Annotated in this window: 17 protein-coding genes; 7 read left to right on the forward strand and 10 right to left on the reverse strand. The window is 64.6% G+C overall.

Going from position 1 to position 17,093, the window contains the following annotated elements; all coding sequences use genetic code 11:
* Positions 1–607: 607 nt before the first annotated feature.
* From AB0O52_RS18975 to AB0O52_RS18990, 4 genes are read right to left on the reverse strand one after another with little or no spacing between them, the layout of a single operon-like run.
* Positions 608–1,024, reverse strand: coding sequence for a glycoside hydrolase family 66 protein (locus tag AB0O52_RS18975; protein ID WP_364540833.1), 417 nt, complete (start codon positions 1,022–1,024; stop codon positions 608–610).
* Between the two features lie 55 nt (positions 1,025–1,079).
* Entirely contained in the window at positions 1,080–1,367 is a 288-nt protein-coding gene (locus AB0O52_RS18980; RefSeq protein ID WP_364540836.1) for a YciI family protein, read from the reverse strand.
* Between the two features lie 8 nt (positions 1,368–1,375).
* Positions 1,376–1,840 carry an SRPBCC domain-containing protein gene (locus AB0O52_RS18985; RefSeq protein WP_364540839.1) on the reverse strand — a complete coding sequence of 155 codons (465 nt, stop codon included), beginning with the start codon at positions 1,838–1,840 and terminating at the stop codon, positions 1,376–1,378.
* The gene (locus AB0O52_RS18990) at positions 1,837–3,501 is read right to left on the reverse strand and encodes an EAL domain-containing protein (RefSeq protein WP_364540842.1); all 1,665 of its coding nucleotides are present in this window, start codon (positions 3,499–3,501) and stop codon (positions 1,837–1,839) included. Before AB0O52_RS18990 ends, AB0O52_RS18985 begins: the two co-directional genes overlap by 4 nt.
* Positions 3,502–3,701: 200 nt before the next feature.
* Here AB0O52_RS18990 and AB0O52_RS18995 point away from each other — a divergent pair, with 200 nt between their 5' ends.
* Complete coding sequence (locus tag AB0O52_RS18995) at positions 3,702–4,325, forward strand: PadR family transcriptional regulator (protein ID WP_364540845.1); 624 nt, start codon at positions 3,702–3,704, stop codon at positions 4,323–4,325.
* A gap of 76 nt (positions 4,326–4,401) precedes the next feature.
* Here AB0O52_RS18995 and AB0O52_RS19000 read toward each other — a convergent pair whose 3' ends face one another.
* Positions 4,402–4,875, reverse strand: a complete 474-nt coding sequence (locus AB0O52_RS19000; RefSeq protein WP_364540848.1) for a GNAT family N-acetyltransferase — start codon at positions 4,873–4,875, stop codon at positions 4,402–4,404.
* A gap of 105 nt (positions 4,876–4,980) precedes the next feature.
* Between AB0O52_RS19000 and AB0O52_RS19005 the strand changes: the two genes are divergently transcribed.
* Both AB0O52_RS19005 and AB0O52_RS19010 read left to right on the forward strand, forming a co-directional pair.
* A complete protein-coding gene (locus AB0O52_RS19005; RefSeq protein ID WP_364540851.1) occupies positions 4,981–6,324 on the forward strand; it encodes an amidohydrolase in 1,344 nt (447 codons plus the stop codon).
* Between the two features lie 496 nt (positions 6,325–6,820).
* Positions 6,821–7,126, forward strand: coding sequence for a hypothetical protein (locus AB0O52_RS19010; protein ID WP_364540854.1), 306 nt, complete (start codon positions 6,821–6,823; stop codon positions 7,124–7,126).
* Positions 7,127–7,172: 46 nt separating this feature from the next.
* Here AB0O52_RS19010 and AB0O52_RS19015 read toward each other — a convergent pair whose 3' ends face one another.
* Positions 7,173–8,786: a phospholipase D-like domain-containing protein gene (locus AB0O52_RS19015; protein WP_364540859.1), complete on the reverse strand. Its 1,614-nt coding sequence runs from the start codon at positions 8,784–8,786 to the stop codon at positions 7,173–7,175.
* Between the two features lie 108 nt (positions 8,787–8,894).
* Here AB0O52_RS19015 and AB0O52_RS19020 point away from each other — a divergent pair, with 108 nt between their 5' ends.
* Both AB0O52_RS19020 and AB0O52_RS19025 read left to right on the forward strand, forming a co-directional pair.
* Positions 8,895–9,752 carry a phosphatase PAP2 family protein gene (locus AB0O52_RS19020; RefSeq protein ID WP_364540862.1) on the forward strand — a complete coding sequence of 286 codons (858 nt, stop codon included), beginning with the start codon at positions 8,895–8,897 and terminating at the stop codon, positions 9,750–9,752.
* A 120-nt stretch (positions 9,753–9,872) separates the two neighbouring features.
* A complete protein-coding gene (locus AB0O52_RS19025; RefSeq protein ID WP_364540865.1) occupies positions 9,873–11,933 on the forward strand; it encodes a phosphocholine-specific phospholipase C in 2,061 nt (686 codons plus the stop codon).
* Here AB0O52_RS19025 and AB0O52_RS19030 read toward each other — a convergent pair.
* A complete protein-coding gene (locus AB0O52_RS19030; RefSeq protein ID WP_364540867.1) occupies positions 11,905–12,444 on the reverse strand; it encodes a GNAT family N-acetyltransferase in 540 nt (179 codons plus the stop codon). The two genes, AB0O52_RS19025 and AB0O52_RS19030, sit on opposite strands and share 29 nt — an antisense overlap.
* A gap of 656 nt (positions 12,445–13,100) precedes the next feature.
* Here AB0O52_RS19030 and AB0O52_RS19035 point away from each other — a divergent pair.
* Complete coding sequence (locus AB0O52_RS19035) at positions 13,101–13,376, forward strand: type II toxin-antitoxin system Phd/YefM family antitoxin (protein ID WP_364540870.1); 276 nt, start codon at positions 13,101–13,103, stop codon at positions 13,374–13,376.
* Between the two features lie 173 nt (positions 13,377–13,549).
* Positions 13,550–13,867 (forward strand): hypothetical protein, encoded by a 318-nt coding sequence (locus tag AB0O52_RS19040; RefSeq protein ID WP_364540873.1) that lies wholly within the window; start codon positions 13,550–13,552, stop codon positions 13,865–13,867.
* A 165-nt stretch (positions 13,868–14,032) separates the two neighbouring features.
* On the opposite strand, the gene AB0O52_RS19045 is transcribed toward AB0O52_RS19040, so the two are convergent.
* From AB0O52_RS19045 to AB0O52_RS19055, 3 genes are read right to left on the reverse strand one after another with little or no spacing between them, the layout of a single operon-like run.
* Complete coding sequence (locus AB0O52_RS19045) at positions 14,033–15,088, reverse strand: SIS domain-containing protein (protein ID WP_364540876.1); 1,056 nt, start codon at positions 15,086–15,088, stop codon at positions 14,033–14,035.
* Positions 15,085–15,864 carry an ATP-binding cassette domain-containing protein gene (locus AB0O52_RS19050; protein WP_364540879.1) on the reverse strand — a complete coding sequence of 260 codons (780 nt, stop codon included), beginning with the start codon at positions 15,862–15,864 and terminating at the stop codon, positions 15,085–15,087. The genes AB0O52_RS19045 and AB0O52_RS19050 overlap by 4 nt, the downstream gene beginning before the upstream one ends.
* Positions 15,861–17,087: an alanine racemase gene (locus tag AB0O52_RS19055; protein ID WP_364540882.1), complete on the reverse strand. Its 1,227-nt coding sequence runs from the start codon at positions 17,085–17,087 to the stop codon at positions 15,861–15,863. The genes AB0O52_RS19050 and AB0O52_RS19055 overlap by 4 nt, the downstream gene beginning before the upstream one ends.
* Positions 17,088–17,093: the final 6 nt, after the last annotated feature.

The following is a 17,093-nucleotide window of genomic DNA, read 5'->3' on the forward strand; positions in this document are numbered from 1 at the left end:
GGTGCCACGGTGGAGAACATGACCACCGAAGACGACGGCAGCGCCGCCTACGAAGCCCACATCACCAAGTCGGACGGCACGCACGCCACCGTCAAACTCGACGCAAGCTTCAAGGTCACCGCAACCGAAACCGGCGGCCCCGGTCACTAAATTCCAATCCAAGTAACCATTGTGGGCGGATACGGCACTCAGCCGCGTCCGCCCACAATGCTTGAACGGTGTACTGACAGGACCTCCCGCGCCGTGAGGGTGGGACCGTCAGTCCTAGGAAAAGCAGGGAGCGGCACAGCTGCTGACATCGTCTTCCGGAGCGCTTAGCGTCTTTAACAGAACCTTGAACGACGGCGGTTCCGCCTTGGGTATTCGGGTTTCTTCCAGCCGCTAACTGATTTACAGTCCAGGGCTCCACGTTTAGATGAGAAGAAGATGACTATGGAATTTTCGTTGATGGTGGCTTGTGCAGTTGTCGGCATCGTGAACAATGACAGCCGCAGCGCCTTGCCGGGGGCACCGGTTGTTCCGGAACACCCGGCGAGGAGCCTACGGTTGGCTCGGCTGCGGGGTTGGCTCGCAACGGCATTGCACCGGGTAGCTTGGGGAATTGAGCCTAAGGTGCCGGCGTCGGTGGAACCTTAGCGGGTTCCTCCGTCACGTAGACGAGCTGCCAGAAGTGCGGCGCAGGAAGAATCGCCGTCGCATAGTCTCCTTCGAGTTCCACTTGAACCTCAACCAATCTCGACCTGCCATCGGGGTCGGCGTACCGAATGCGTGGCACTGTACCCCGCGTCCGCCGGACACGCAGCCGTCCGTCGCCCGTCGATTGCGGTAGAGCCCGCGGCGCATCCCATTCGGTGTCCGACTGCCCCAGCAAGTTGATCAGATGGATGGCGAAGCCGCCCGGGACCCTGGTAACCCGGCGCCAGACAGCCCCTGGCTCAGGTCGTGCTCCACCAGGAGTCGTACCAGCGGGCCAGAAGGCTCGATGTCTCCTGGTTAACGCGGTGGTTGCGGACGTTGACGACACTCACTGGGCCCGCGGAGCAGCCATCGGCGCCATGCAGCAGCCAGCCCCGGGGAAGTCAAGCATCATCCTGCGGACTGAACATGACTGCATTCCATTCCCGGATCTCGCTGGGTACGGCCAGTCCTTCCAGAACGAAAGGATCGCCAGCGATGAACTGCTCCGCCCTTTCCTTGCTGGTGAAGACGCCCATCGAACCGTTCACGGCAGGGTTGTTGAAAGTCCCGATGCCGATCAGGCCGCCTTCGGCAGCGAACGCCTGCATATATTCAACATGCCTGGGGTAAACGGCCTGGAGCCCTGGAAGCGCCAAAGGATCCGAGCTGTAGAAGACGACGAATTGCATTGTATTCCTTAGCTGTCGGGGTCGGCGCTCTCGGATTCGGCCAGGGTCTGGCCGAGCCGCGGGAGGACGTGGTTTCGCCATCCGCCGCTCATGATGCGGTGCGATGCGACGTGGGTCGGTTCGTTGGGATCGAACCCGTCGTGGACAAGGAACAGCCGTGTGCCTGTGTCCTCGGCAGTGATTGACCATGTCACGGTGCTGTTGAGGCTGTTTCCTGAGTTCGCGTCCCGCCACGAAATACGCAGGAGCTTCTCCGTTTCCATGTCAAGGACTTCGCTGGCCACCAAGCCGCTGAATCCGACCGCCGGGACGGGAATCCCGCGCATCTGGAACTGGTGCCCCACGATCGCCTGGAAGTCGTTTTCCATCAACCAGCGGGCGATCAGTGTCGGATCCGTCAGCGCTTGCCAAACCTTGGCGGGCGAATACGGCAAGAATTCTTCGACCTCGATGGTCGTAAGTCGTTCACTCATTTGCTGTCCTCATTCTCGTTCATGACCATCCTAAATTCCGAGGGAGCCATCGGCGGAGCGATCAAATACCCTTGGGCGGTGTCGCAGCCGAGGTCCCGCAGAATATTCAATTGCTCCTGGCGTTCCACTCCTTCGGCGGTAACCCGGACTCCCATGGCGTTGAGGGTTTGAATCAGCCCCCGGACAATCGTCGCAGTATGCGGCTCACTATCGATGTCCCTGATGAACGCTTTGTCGATTTTCAGCGTGGTCAGCGGAAGGACCCGAAGCATGGCCAAGGACGAATAGGCGCTCCCGTAATCGTCCAAGGCGACACCAAGGCCCATATCGATCAATTCCCGCAACTGCGATGCCACAGAGGGGACGTCTACTATCGCTGTTCCTTCCGTGATCTCAATTTCCAGCATTCGGGCAGGAATTCCATGGCGGTTCAAGGCAGCCCGGATGTCGGATGGGAGCGTGCCGCCCGCGAACTGGACCGGGGAGACGTTCACGGCGATGGTCCGGGGCGTGCCGGCGTCAATCCAGGAGCGGGACTGGGCGCAGGCCCGATCCAGGACCCAAGCCCCGATCCTGCGGATCTCTCCGGTATGTTCCGCGACCGGGATGAACTCGTCCGGGGCCACCGGGCCGATTTCCCTATCGTTCCAGCGCAGGAGGGCTTCGACGCCGGCGTCCTCCCCGGTCGCAAGATCCAGGACTGGCTGGTAGTGGAGAGTCAGGGCCGAGTCGTCAACGGCAGAAGAGAGCCGACGCCGGATGTGCGCCTGGCGCGCGAACGGTGCCGGTTCCTGGCAGGGGCCGATACGGCCGATTCGTCGCTTGCCTTCCTGCTTGGCCCGGAGCATCGCGCCGTCGGCGTGCCGGAGCAGTACGTCGGGACCGGCGAGCATGTCCTCCGCGATGATGTCGATTCCCAGGGCCAGGCCGATGGTGGCACTGACATGCACTTCGCACCCGTCGAGCACGAAAGCGTCTTCCAGGGTGTCCAGGATTCCGTTCGCGACCGCACAAGCGGCGTCCTCATCGACGTCGGTGAGGAGGACAGCGAACTCGTCACCACCCAAGCGAATGAGAGTGCCGCGGTTTCCGACGCTGCGGATCAGGCGCCGGGCGAACTCTGTAAGCACAGCGTCACCGGCGCGGTGGCCATAGGTGTCGTTGACGGATTTGAAGTCGTCAAGGTCGATGAACAGGATCCCGACGCTCGCGCTGATGTCAGGGCAGTGCTCTTCGAGCATCCTCCGGTTGGGCAACCCTGTGAGCGGGTCGTGAAGCGAAGCGTGGCGGAATTGCGCTGAAACGGCCGCAAAGATGTCCGATACCGTGACAATCCTTGGGCCAGTGGCGCCCAGAACCAAAAGATCCTGATACCGCTCGTATTCAGGCCTTTCCAAGACAGCTTGCGCAGCGGACTGCAGATCCAAGTCGGCAGCCATGGACGAGCCTTCGGCGGGCAAGAGCTCCGAAGCCGTCCTTCTCATATTCAGCGCCCGCCCGTAGCCGAGCCTGCCGGTCAACTTGAACTCCAGATGGTCCCGGGTCAATAGCCCGAATGACTCACCCTGTTCAACCACGACCGCCCTGAGACCGCGGTCGCTCCGGAACATGGCATCGATCTCCGTGGCCGAAACGGTACCGGGCACAACGCGGGACGCCACCCCCAGGTCCCCTAAACAAGACAGGAGTGGACGCAAGAGGGAAGGCACGGGGCTGCCGTCGTTCGAACACACGTTCTTCTTCTTACCACCCGGACATGAATTGGCCCTTGTTTAACGACAGTCAGCGATATATCGTTAACTATCGCAGAACAAACTGCGAGCCTCAGGGCAACCCACAACATTGAAGGGACGATGCCGTTATGAAAGGCATTCACGACAACAGACACACAGATTGCGGTCCGGATATGGAACGCTTCGGACGCGGACGGAGCCGTCGCGGACCCCACGGACACGGCGGATTCGGGCCAGGCCGCGGGTTTGGGCCGGGCCGCGGTTTCGGACCGGGCTTCGGGCCGGGGTTTGGCCCAGGCTTTGGTCCCGGCGGCCAGCGCCGGGCCAACAAGGGCGACGTTCGTTTCGCTATCCTCTCCCTGCTGGCCGAAGCACCATCCAACGGATACGGACTCATCAAGACAATCGCCGAGAAGACGTCCGGATCGTGGCGCCCAAGCCCGGGTTCGGTCTATCCGACGCTGCAGCAGCTCGTTGACGAGGAGCTCATTGCACCCGTCGGCGAAGGCCGACGCACCGAATTCACACTCACCGACGCCGGGAAGGCATACGTAGCGGAGCACGCCGAGGAGCTGGAAACTGCGTGGAACATCGATCCAGAAGGATCAGGACCCGCGTTTCACCAGAGCGTGGCAAAGCTCATGGGGGTTATCCACCAATTCCGCTTCGCAGCAACCGACGAACAACGCACGGCCGCCATGGAAAAGATCGACGAAACCCGGCGAGCGCTCTACCACATCCTCGCTGACTAGTACCGCACCTTCCGAAGTCGCGACGCGGAATAGCCCTGCCCGCAGCTTCGGAAACGTCTGCCTGAGTTCCGTTCGCTCAGAAGCGGAGTTCCATGAAAACGCTGTGTGGATCCAGGGTGTAGTCGCCAAAGGGCGGGCACTCGGCGAATCCGTTGCGGACATACAGGCGCCGTGCGGGCGCGAAATAGTCCTCGGCTCCCGTTTCCAGGAAGATGCGCTCGTAGTTTCGGCGTCGCGCTTCAGCCAGGATGTGGTTGAGCACGAGTGTGGCCACGCCGCGCCCCCGCGCACTGGCCGTGGTGCGCATGGACTTGATTTCGCCCTGCTTCCCTGAGCCAGGTGGGGAATCGATGAGTTTGAGCGCGCCACACCCGAGGAGGGCACCGTCTTCACGGGCCGTCCAAAAGGTGATCGAGGGTGCGGATAGCGCCGAATGATCCAGTGCGTGGACACTTTCGGCGGGCGATGTGGCGAACATGTCCGCGAGGTGCTCGCTCAGGAGTCGGTGGACATCCGCACGTGCCGGATCATCGGGCTCGACGTGAATCATCGAATCAATTTACTCTCCCCTGGTCCGGCTTCCGGGTCTATGCTGGGTTTCGCGGTCGCGCCGGCTCGCCCTGGCGCTCCGAACTGCTACTGAGAGCGGTGGTCCATGAGCGGTTACGAAGCAGTCTTGGCAGGCCTTGAAGCAGAGCTCGGTTGGGTCCGGGATACGTACATCGATCTGCATAGGCATCCCGAACTGAGCCTCGAGGAGCATGGGACTTCGAAGCTCGTCGAGGAGAAACTCGCGGCGTTCGGCTACGCCGTAACCCGTATCGGGGGCACCGGCGTCGTCGGTATCCTCGCAAACGGGGACGGCTCGACGGTGCTTGCCCGCGCAGACACCGACGCACTACCCGTCGCTGAAGCTACCGGACTGCCTTATGCGTCGGCCGTCGACGGGGTCATGCACGCGTGCGGGCACGACCTGCACGCCGCGGCGCTGCTCGGCGCCGCCAAGCTCATGGCCGACGGGCGAAGAGCCTGGTCCGGGACCTACATCGCGCTGTTCCAGCCCGGCGAAGAGATCGGGGCCGGAGCCCAAGCAATGGTCGACGACGGACTCGTCGCCAAAGTGCCGCCGCCCGACGTCGCCTTCGCCCAGCATGTGATGCCGTTCCCGGCGGGGAGAATCGCCACCACGGCGGGCCCGGTTCTCTCAGCCGCAGACTCGCTCAAGATCACCGTGTACGGGAAGGGCGCGCACGGCTCGATGCCGCACATGTCCGTTGACCCGGTGGTGTTGGCCTCCTCGATCGTCCTCAGACTTCAGTCCATCGTCTCGCGGGAGACCAAGCCTGGCGACTTCGCGGTTGTCACGGTGGGGGCGCTCAACGCCGGAGCGACATCGAACATCATCCCCGACCGGGCCACCCTCCTGCTCAACATCCGCACTTACGACGCCCAGGTCCGTGCGTCCGTCCTCGCGGCCATTGAGCGGATAGTCAAGGGCGAGTGCTACGCCGCCGGATCACCGCAAGACCCTGATTTCGAGTACTACGACCAATTCCCCCTCACCGGCGACTTCGCGGCCGTGACGGAGAAGGTCCGGGCCGCATTCTCCGCCCACTTCGGGGCGGATTCCGTGCCAGGCCACGCCACAGACCGCCTCGGAGGACTTCAGTCGCATCCCGGACTCTTTCAGTGTGCCGTACACGTTCTGGCTCCTAGGAGGCGCGGATCCCAAAACCTACAGCGCCGCCGTCGAACGCGGGACGGTAGCCCAGGACATCGCGGCCAACCACTCGCCGCTCTTCGCGCCGGTGATCGACCCGGCTCTATCCATAGGTGTCCAGGCCCACGTGGTCGCAGCGCTGACTTACCTGTCCACGGAAGGCGCAACACCGTGAGCCCCGGACGACGGCGGGGCCTCCCGCCGTCGTTCCACGCGTTAAGCGATGCGGTTCAGGAATACCACTGCCACTCAGGCGGCGCCCAGCCTGAGGGAACCTGATGGTTGTCCTTAGTACCGCATCTCGCACAGCTGTAGCTTGCCGACGGTGGCCGCAATCCGCTGCCATCCGCCGCATAGACAGCAGGAACATACTCATGGAAGGTCAAAGGAAACCCAGGACCGCACTGCCCACAGGCAGGCACCCTGGGCGGCGTTGCGGGAACACAGGGACGATAAGCGGCCATTCGATGTCCAGCACGGGCAACTGTCATGTTTCTCCCTCACGTCTTCATCGGTCGGGAATCGGCGTTGGCCAGATCCCGCGTTCAAAGTTCATGCCCGAACGCCCTCATCGTTCACATGAACCCAATGGGGCAGCCAGCGGGTAGTGGGTCAAACCCTATGCCAGGATTCCCCTGAGGGCCATGGGCAAGCCGGAAGAGATGGTTCGCAATCAGTTAAGCCGCTAACCGAGGTAACTGTTGCCTGCGTCACATCCCCCGTTTAGTGTTTGTTCCGGGCCGCAGCGTCGCGGTTCCTGATCGGAAGAGGACTCATGACCGAAAAAATCCGGCTTCTCGTAAAGATGGACATCGATGGTGCCCAGGTCCGCATCACAGCGCATGGACGGCTAACCTCGCGGAGTCTCCACGCCCTATACGTAGTCGCGAGGCGGGCCAACGCCCTCATGCATGGCCTGGCCCTTGAAATCGACGTCAGCGGGGCCAACGTCGACCCCGCGGCCATGGAAGCGCTCCGCTGCTGCTCGCAGTCCCGCCGCCTTCCGGCCCTGATCGATCCTCAACAGTCTGATGTAAACATCTCCGTCCGGTCATCCGCCGACGCCGTGATGGCCGCCTGAATCCGCGCCGCGATGAACGCGCTGGGACCGCTTCGACCAGGCTTGCCTAGAACCGGGCAGTGCCGCGCAGCCGGCGGGGACGGCCGTCCGGGTCCACGACGAAGCGGCTGATCGGATCCGCCCAAAGGCGTTGAAGGGACGACACGGGTTCCGGGGTGTGGTGTCGCACGTTTCCGGCGGGCCGGGGCGCGCGGCGCCCGGTCTTGTGCCAGTGGTCGAGAGCATCGGCGCTCGTGTTCCAAAGCTTGAGCCGCGCCGCCGGGTCATGAAGGCGGGGATCGTTCGGGTCCAAGCCCAGGTGCTCTGCCCAGAGTTGGAGCCGGAGCCCGCGGGCCAGCGGCCCGGAAGCGTCGTGCCCGGTGTCAATGCCGGGCAGTTCCCCGTTGTCGGCAGTTGCGTCGAACACGGCGCAAGTGAGCTCGCTATCGGTGGTCCAGGACCGGCGGTTGAAATTGTCCGAGCCGCACGTGAACCAGATGTCGTCGATGATGCAGATTTTGGCGTGGACGTAGATCGGAGTCCCGGAGCTGTTCTCCAGGTCGAACACGCCGACCCTGTCAGGTGCGACCCGCCGCAGCATCCTGAGGGCGCGAAGCTGCCCGAGCCGGCTTGCCGGCCCGACGAGAGGGCCGTCAGAGTCGGGGTAACGGGGCACGACGGCGATCACGTTCAGGTAGGGGTTCCGTTCGAGGGCCGCCGCGATACCGGCTGCGACTTCTGTAGACCACAGGTACTGGTCCTCGATATAGATCAGCAAGCGGGCGCGGGCGAAGGCCTTCGCGTAGCCGCGGGCAACGCTGCGTTCCCCTTCTGGAGCGAAAGGGAACGGGGGACGTTTCACCCCGTAAGTGCGCAGTAGCTGCACGGCATGGGGGCCGGCCGCGGGTGGTGGCGGTGCAGCGGCCGGGAGGGGCTCGGGGTGCCGGGGCATGCGGGCCAGTCGTTGCAGCAGCATCCGGTACGGGGTACGTCGGTCCAGTGGATGGGGATCGTTCCACCGTTCGGCGAACACCGCCAGCACATCCGCGACCACGGGGCCACGCAGTTCGAGCGCGGCATCGTGCCACGGGGGACGTTTCCCGTACCGGGGATCCATGGCCACCGCTTGCGGGTCTCCGGCATGGTCGGCGTCGTCCCGTCGGCTGTGGGAAAGGTCGAGCCCGCCAATGAACGCGACGTCCCGCGATGGATCGTCGCGTCGGCGGATGACGAACATTTTCTGGTGATGGGAGCCGAACAGGCGGACACGCTGATCCAGCAGCACCTCTCCGCCGGCGTCGTTGATCTTGCGACTGAGAAGCTCGTTGGGACGGCCGCTCATCGGGGCCGATACCCGCTCTCCGTGGGATCTCCAGACGAGGCCCCGCACTTCCACCCCCGCGCGGGCCAACCCCGCGAGCAAGTCCCCGATTGTCGGCCCGTCGGCCAGTAGCCGCTCGTCGGCGTCGCCACGCCAGTCGGTGAACCACACGCGGTCTCCCGCTTTCAAAGCAGTCATTTCTTCATGCAGTCGGGCAAAGTAGCTCGCTCCATGAACCAGGGGCCGCACGAGGTTGCCCTCCGACCACGCCGGAGACCCCGCAGCGCCCGAGTGTACGTCTGTGGCCAGATTCCCGCGCTCAGCGCGGCTCAGGAACCACGTGCCAGCATCACTGTCCACTCCATGCTCCTTCCGGCGGGCCGAGGCCAATCCCTTGGTGTCCGGTCTTCAACAGCCTAGAAGGTAACCTTACTGATCAAATCCATTCACGACGTGAGGCGGAAGACAATGGGCGTTCACCCCCAAGGCGCGTCGGACGACGAGTCAGCCGGAGGCAAAGGCGAACTCATCGACGACCGGTTCGTCGGTGACACTGACTTGGCCCGGTGGAAGACCCCCGCCGGTAGGTGGCTGGCCTCCCGCGCACAACGCCTCAGTGGCCGTCTCGGCCCGTACGGTGCGCTGATCCTGATCCTCGCTGCCGGAGCCGTAGTCGCGTCACTGTTGGCCTTCGCCACCGGCGGGGTGTACGAGGCGGTGACAGAAGCAGATGGCGTGGCCGCCCTGGACCACCCCGTGTTGGAGGCGGCGATGACGTTGCGCGGCCCCACGCTGGACGCCGCCGCCACTGCCTACACCGCTCTGGGCGGAGGAATCGGGATGCCGATCCTGGCGGCGATCGCCACCGCCGTGCTGGTCCTCGGGCGCCGCTCCTGGACGCCGGCGTTCCTCATTCTGACCGCAGCGGCGGGCTCCCTCCTCATGACCATAGCCGGCAAGCAGCTTATAGGCCGGGCCCGGCCCCCGCTCAGTGACGCCGTTCCCCCCTACGAGTATTCCCCCTCGTTTCCCAGCGGACATTCGCTGAATTCGTTCGTGATCGCCGGAATCGTCGCCTACCTGGTCATCCTGCGTTGCCGCTCCCGCAGGGCCCGCGCCTGGACAGTGGCCGCCGCGGCGCTTTTCGCCCTGACCATCGGACTCAGCCGGGTCTTCCTTGGCCACCACTGGCTCACTGATGTCTTGGCGGCCTGGACCCTCGGCGCCGCTTGGCTGGTCCTGGTCATTACCGCCCATCGCCTGTACCTCACCGCCCGAAAGACCGAAAACCTTGGCCACCCCCGGGGCGAGGCTCAAGGCAGATGAAAGCCGGTGCCGCCGCGCCTCATGTTGTCCAAAGTTTGCCTTTCCGGCACTTGACCTTTGCCTAGCGCTGGAAGAGTCGGGCGGGGGTTTGTCAGCAAAGCCAAGCACTGGGAGTCACTCATGTCAGGTCTCAACCGTCGACGTTTTCTTCAACTATCAGGGGCCAGCGCGGCGAGTGCCGCAATCGCGGAAATGCTCGGCGAGAGCATCGCGCGCGCCGCGACCATTCCGGCCAACCGTGCCACCGGCTCGATCAAAGACGTCGAGCACGTGATCGTCTTCATGCAGGAGAACCGCGCCTTCGACCACTACTTCGGCACGCTCAAGGGCGTACGCGGGTTCGGTGACCCGCATCCGGCCATCCTCCCGAGCGGGAAGGACGCGTTCGCACAGAACAACGGAACACGGGACATCCTCCCCTACCACCCCACTGCGCCGAATCTCGGCATGCAGTTCATGGAAGACCTCGACCACTCGTGGAAGCTCACCCACGAGGCCTTCAACGTGGGCAAATACGACAAGTGGCTTCCCGCCAAGTCCGAGGCCACCATGGCGTTCTACGAGCGCGGCGACGTCCCGTTCCACTTCGCCCTCGCGGACGCGTTCACGATCTGTGACCAGTACCACTGCTCACTGCTCGGCCCCACGGACCCCAACCGCTACTACATGTTCACGGGCTGGGACGGCAACGACTACAAGGCCGGCGGCCCCGACCTGTGGAACGCCGAAGTCGGCTACTCGTGGAGCTCGTACCCCGAGGAGCTTGAAAAGGCCGGCGTGAGCTGGAAGGTGTACCAGGACGTCGGCGACGGCCTCACGGCCGCGGGCTACTGGGGCTGGACTGGCGACGCGCACATCGGCAACTACGGCGACAACTCGCTCCTGTACCTCACGCAGTACCAGAACTCGAAGCCCGGCAGCCCGCTCTACGAGAAGGCGCTGACCGGCACGAACGCGAAGGCCGGCGACGACTTGTTCCGGATTTTCCGCGAGGACGTCGCGGGCGGGAAGCTCCCGCAGGTCTCCTACGTTGTGGCCCCCGAGGCGTACACCGAGCACTCGAACTGGCCGCCGAACTTCGGCGCCTGGTACACGGCGAATATCCTCAATATCCTCACTTCCAGCCCGGACGTCTGGAGCAAGACGGCCGTGTTCTTCATGTACGACGAGAACGACGGCTTCTTCGACCACGTCGTCCCGCCGCACCCCAACACCCCGCAGATCCCGGGCGCATCCACGGTGTCGACCGAGGGTGAGTGGTACGACGGCCGGATGACGTTCTCCGGCATCGCCGATGTCCCGGGCCATTACGGTCTCGGCGTGCGCGTGCCGATGCTCGTCGTCTCGCCCTGGAGCATGGGCGGGTGGGTCTGCTCGGAAACGTTCGACCATACCTCGATCGTGCGGTTCCTCGAGTCACGCTTCGGGGTAAAGTCCCCCAACATCTCGCCATGGCGCCGCGCAGTATGTGGAGACCTCACCAGCGCGTTCGACTTCTCGTCGAACGCGGGCGCGGCCCCGGCCCTGCCCGACACCTCTGCATTCAAGCCTGCGGACCACAACCGGCACCCGAGCTATGTGCCGACGCCTCCCGCAGTCAACTCGATGCCGGCCCAGGAGAAGGGCACGCGCCCGTCGCGCCCCCTCGGGTACGCACTCGACGTCGCGGTCTCGGTGGCGGGCGGCAAGCTCTCCGCCCACTGGTTGAACGCCGGGGCGCTCGGCGCACACGTGCAGGTCCGCTCAAATCTCCTTCCGGCGGCCCCGTACTCGTACACGATCGGCGCGGGCGCGGCCCTCGACGCGTCGTGGGCGCTTGGCGCCGAGTACGACGTGCAGATGCACGGCCCGGCGGGCTGGTACCGCCGTTACGCGGGCACGACGGCGGCCGCGGACATCCGCGCGACCGTCACCCGAGACGGCGCGTCCGGGCACGCGCAGTTCCGGATCGAGAACGCTGGCCCGGCGGCGGCCGCCCTCACGCTTACGGACGCATACGGCGCCGGGTCGCAGGCCCTCGCGCTCAACCCGGGCCAGGCCAAGACCGTGGTGATCCCGTTGCAAGGCGGCTGGTACGACCTCAAGCTCACTGCCGCGGCGGATCCGAAGCTCGTGCGAGTCCTCGCGGGGCGCCTCGACGATGGCCGGGCGCTCACGTCCGACCCCCAGCTGGGCCGATGACTGGCTGTCGGCCGCCGTTCGTCGCCCCGTTGCTTGATTCCGCTGCTTGACCCGGAATATGGTGCGCCTCGAAGAGAATGAGCTTAGACCGACCGTCGTCCGCGGTCACTCCGCGAATCTCCGAGAACCGGGCGACCGGCCGGAAGCCGAGAGCCTCGTGCATTCTGATGGATGCCGTGTTGTGTTCGTTTGCGAAGTAGTGAGCGCTCGAGGCCCGAGACCAGATCCATTCCAACCTCGCCTGGGTGAGCGCAGAACCGACCCCGCGTCGTCGGAACTCCGGAGCGACCACCACTCCCCCGAGATAGTGGCCTGCGGGCGAGCTGTCTGCGGGATTCGAGTGGAAATGCGTCTTGGCTACGCCGATGACCTCACCTTGCGCGACGGCCACCAAAATGAATCGGTCACTCCTTGGGGCGATCATGTCGCGGGTCCAACGGTTTCTGCCCGCAGCATCACAGACCGCATTCACCTGTGCCAGATCATCGAGAGCACATTCACGAATCTGCATGGCGATAGCGTACTGGGCAGCCCCGCGTTGTGTAGGAGAGTGCTCGTCTCTATGCGGTGGGGTCCGGGTTCGTCCCCCATTTCGACTATCGCTTGGACGGCAGCGGACGCCAGTCCGCGGTCTGCGTAATCGCTGTCCACCCAGAGGTTCCGCGTGGTGGGCCTTCGAGGTCCCGGTTTTGCGATAGTTTGCCGTTAAGACCGGGGATGCATCGTCCGCAGCAGGGGAAACCACATGACTTACATCTGTGGACACACCTCCGCTCGGGCTCCAGGCGATGTTCCTGCGGAAATGCACGCATGAAGGCGGGCACTCTCCGGGAGTCGATGATCGAAGCCGCCGGTGAGCGCTGGCTCAGTGCCTCCGACTTAGTCGCCGTCGCAAGGGGAACGGGTGAGCTTTCGCATCATCGACGGGTCAGGGAACTCACCCTCGAAACGACCGACAACGGCCGAATATGCGTGGCACGCATCAGCAGTTCCAGTTGGCCACAAGGCTGAGGGCCACTGGCAATTGGTCGGGCGCTCTGTGTGGGGGCCACGACGCTGTGGCGCCCCGGACTACAATAGACGAAATGTGATCCAAGCAACACATCTTCGGATTATCGGCTAAAAGTCAAGCTAGTTGATGGCCTGATATCAGGCTATGGTTCCAGCATGAGGACCGTGCCGCTCAGCGAAGCCAAGGACAAGCTGTCCGCCCTCGTGGAGGAAGCAGACGCGACTCACGAGATCATCCAGATCACCCGGCGCGGGCACCCGTCGGCGGTGCTGATGTCCGCTGATGACCTGGAATCCCTGCAGGAGACCATCCACTGGCTCTCGCAGCCGGGCGTCCGCGAAGACCTCGAGGCGGCCCGGCGCGACATCGTCGAGGGCAAGACGACCAGCGGCGCAGACTTCCGCCGCGAATTGGGGCTGCCTCCGCGGTGACCGACGCGGCGTCCCCCTAGCTCAGGCTAACGAAACGCTCATCATCGCGTGCATTGCGTACGTCAGGCCGCACACTCGCAGCAGGTCTGCACAAAGTCCTACCATCCGATGGATGGCAAGCGTATTCTGGACGGAATTCACGATCAGGAAACGTCAGTCAGGACGGTGCATACGTGAGCCTCAAGGACAAATGGGACCGGCTCGATTCCAAAACCCGGACGTGGCTTCTGGAAAATCCGGGATGCATGACTCTGCCCAGAGCGTTGTCAAGCAAGATCAGCGAGGACGCACACGGGGACTTTGAATGTGATCCGAGCGGTCAGGTTGTACTTTCTCCGGCCGACCACGATTTCATTCGGGAGAAAGCGGAAGCGGCCGGGACAATTCGCGTCCCCGCCACCGAATACCGGTTCTTCGACACCGCACCTTTGCCCGTAATCAGGGGGACACAGCCCGGCCGGCATGCCGCCGAGCCTAATGAGGCTTTGTAAGGACGGCGTTGAGTTCGGTTAGAGCTCGTGAAGCGCGTCCGGCTGCTAGTTGAGTCCTGACGATCAACCGGGCCGGTCCGGGCAGGCCACTGACCCGCCCGGACCGTATGCGAGGGGCCAAAGCCGATCCGGACCCGCCTTCGGGCCCGGGCCATCGCGCACGGATCAGTGGGTCTTGGTGACTTTGGCAAGACCCACTGGATTGTCTGGGTCCAGTCCGCGGCGTAGTGCCAGTTCCAGCGCCAGTCTCTGCAGCGGGAGAATGTCCACGAGCGGCGACAGTTCGGTCGCCACCGTGGCGCTCGGCACCCGGACCTGGGCGTCCGCTATTGTCCGGCCACCCAGCTCAGCGACGAGCCCGCCGAGCCGGGTGGCCGCTTCGGCGAAGGAGACGACGGAGTCGCGGCCTGCGTCGCCACGCGTCAACGCGATGATGCCCGTACCAGGCACGATCTGCCCGAGCGGGCCGTGGGTCGCATCGGCGGCGCTCCAGCCCGAGGCGGCGATCGCGTTCGTCTCCATGAGCTTGAGGGCGCCCTCCTTCGCGGTAGCCATCCCGTAGCCTCGGCCGACGATGAGGATGCGTTCGCGACCCTCGAAAGCATCGACCAGTTCGTCGACCGGCTGATCAAGGACTGCGATCGCCTCCTCCACTGTTGCACGGACGCGAGTTCCAATGTCGTCCCAATCGAGGCCGGCGACGCGGAACACCACGAGTGCGATCGCCAGGAGCTCCGCGGTGTATGTCTTGGTCGCGGCGACTGAGAGTTCCGGCCCGGCTGCGAGCGGAATATGAACGCGGCCGAGTGCGGCGAGGGCGCTCCGGGAGTCGTTGGTGATCGCGACAACGGGCACGCCCGCTTCGGCAATGGATTCGGCGGTCGCGAGCAGGTCCGGGGACTGGCCCGATTGGGATACGGCGAGGGCGACTGACGAGGGGTAGCGGAGGCTGGTGTCGAACGCGGTCACCGTTGCCGGGGTCGCCAGCATGGCCGGGATGTGAAGAAGGTTGTGGACGAGGTATTGGCCGTACATCGCGGCATGGTCGCTTGACCCTCGTGCCACAAAGACGAGCAGTTCTGGTCGGGTTTCACGGATCAGGTCTGCGGCGGCGTCGATGGCGGGCCGCTGGTCATCGAGCAGGTCGAGCCAGCGGCCGGGCTGTTCGGCGATCTCCGCCCGCATCAGTGCCCCGGGCCCGTCGATGATCGCCGCGCTCACGAGGCGAGCCCTGTGATCATCGAGACCAGCTCATTGTGGGACGTGTCGGCGACACGCCGGGTTCCTACCTGTGTCCCACGGCGGAGGACTGTGACCCGGTCGGCGATGCGGAAGACCTGCTCCATGTTGTGGCTGACGACGAGTACGGCGGCGCCGCGCTCCTTGAGTTTGAGGATGGTCTCCTCGACCTTCGCGGTCTCGGCAACCCCCAAGGCCGCCGTCGGCTCATCCATGAGTACAAGGCTGCTGGCCCAATGGGTAGCGCGCGCGATGGCTATACCCTGCCGTTGGCCGCCCGAAAGGTCGCTGAGTGTCGACTTCGCGGAGGGGATGCGCACATCCAGCTCGTCGACAAGTGCCTGTGTGCGCGTTGCCATCTCCTTCCGATCGAGCGTGCCGAACGGCGCCTTGCGCAGTTCGCGGCCGAGGAACAGGTTCATGTACACCGGCTGGAGGTCGACGAGCGCGAGATCCTGGTAGACGACTTCAACGCCCTTCGTGCGCGCATCGGAGGCGTCACGAAAGATGGTGCGTTCACCGTTCAACCAGATCTCCCCGTCTGTGGGCTGGTAAAGGCCGGAGATGATCTTGACGAGCGTCGATTTGCCGGCACCGTTGTCGCCGACAAGGGCGACGATCTCGCCGGGCTCGATCTCAAGGTCGAACCGCTTGATGGCAACGATGCCGCCGAAGTGCTTGCTGATGCCGTCGAGCCGGAGCGGCTTGACCGTTCCGTCGTTGGGTTTCGGCGTGGATGCGGGGTCTGCGATGATCATGCTGTCCTCCTGGGTGCAGCGAGGGTGTCAGAGATGGTGAGGGGTGCTGAGCCGTCGGAAGACCAGATACCGGCGACCGTCGGCGTTCCGGTAGAGAGGCCCGCAATGCCGGCGGTGAGGGCGCGGGTGACGAACACTTGGGGGCGGAACCCGAACAGCACGGTGTCGCCTGGTTGTGCGCGGTGGTCGCCGAGGGGAACGGTAGCGTAATAGTCGATCGCGTCGGCTGCCGGCATGTCCAGCCGTAGCTCAGGCGCGGTGACGGCGTCGGTATCCGGCGCCACAAAGAGCGCCGTGGTCGTCGAGCCGCCGAGCACCGGATCGACGTAGAGGCCACCGCCGAAGACGTAGGCGTCGCCGTTCCAGAGGTGGGAGACCTCGGAGACATAGGCGATGGCGGGTTCCTCAACGAGGTCCTGCACCGCGTGGATCGGAGTAGTGCCTGTCAGGCCGTGTCCCGGTTCCACCTGGGTGGCTCCAGCCTCGGCGAGCGTTGCCAGGATGGAGGCGGAGGTCGTTCCTGGGGCGTTCACCTGCACGTCCTGGCGGCCCGCTCGTTCCAGTGCCCGCAAGGCCGTCGTGAGCGTGGCGAGGTTCGGAGTGGAGCGTGCGGCACCTGTTGCGGCGTCGAAGAGCGTTGCGGGGAATGTGGTGATGCCAGCGAACCGAACGCCGCCAATGGCGTCGATCCGGTCGGCAGCGGCCACGACGTCGGTGGCGTCGAACCCGCCCTCGTGTCCGCGATAGAACCGATCGCCCGGGGCCTGGATACGCAACAGGACGTCTTGGACACGGCCTTGCGCCAGAGCGGCCGCGCCGGCCTCGGCTGCCTTCACTTCCGAGAAAACCGTCCAGTAGAGCGGTTCGAGTGCGGCGGCCTCGGCGGCTCGATGCTTGGGAATCTGGACCAGGTGCCCCAGATGACCGGTCCGGAGGCCCCCGGTTGCGGCGGCGATCGCGCACTCGAGGTCCACCCCGACCGCTTTGTCGATGCCGCCGGCGGCGATTGCCCGGGAGGCGTCGGGGTTGCGCCCGATCTGTTTCGTCATGGCGAAGGGCGTCAGGGAGAGTCGACTGGCTTCGGCCGAGATGGCGGCCGCGTTTCGCGTCACCGCATCGAGGTCGATCACATAGGTGTTGGCCGGGATCTGACCGTTCTGGTGGAACCGGGCGGCCGCTTGCAGGAGCGCCGGGTTGCGGCGTCGAAGGAGGTCTAGGAACATCGGTGG

It is taken from the genome of Arthrobacter sp. NPDC080073, assembly GCF_040686575.1.
Classification (GTDB): domain Bacteria; phylum Actinomycetota; class Actinomycetes; order Actinomycetales; family Micrococcaceae; genus Arthrobacter.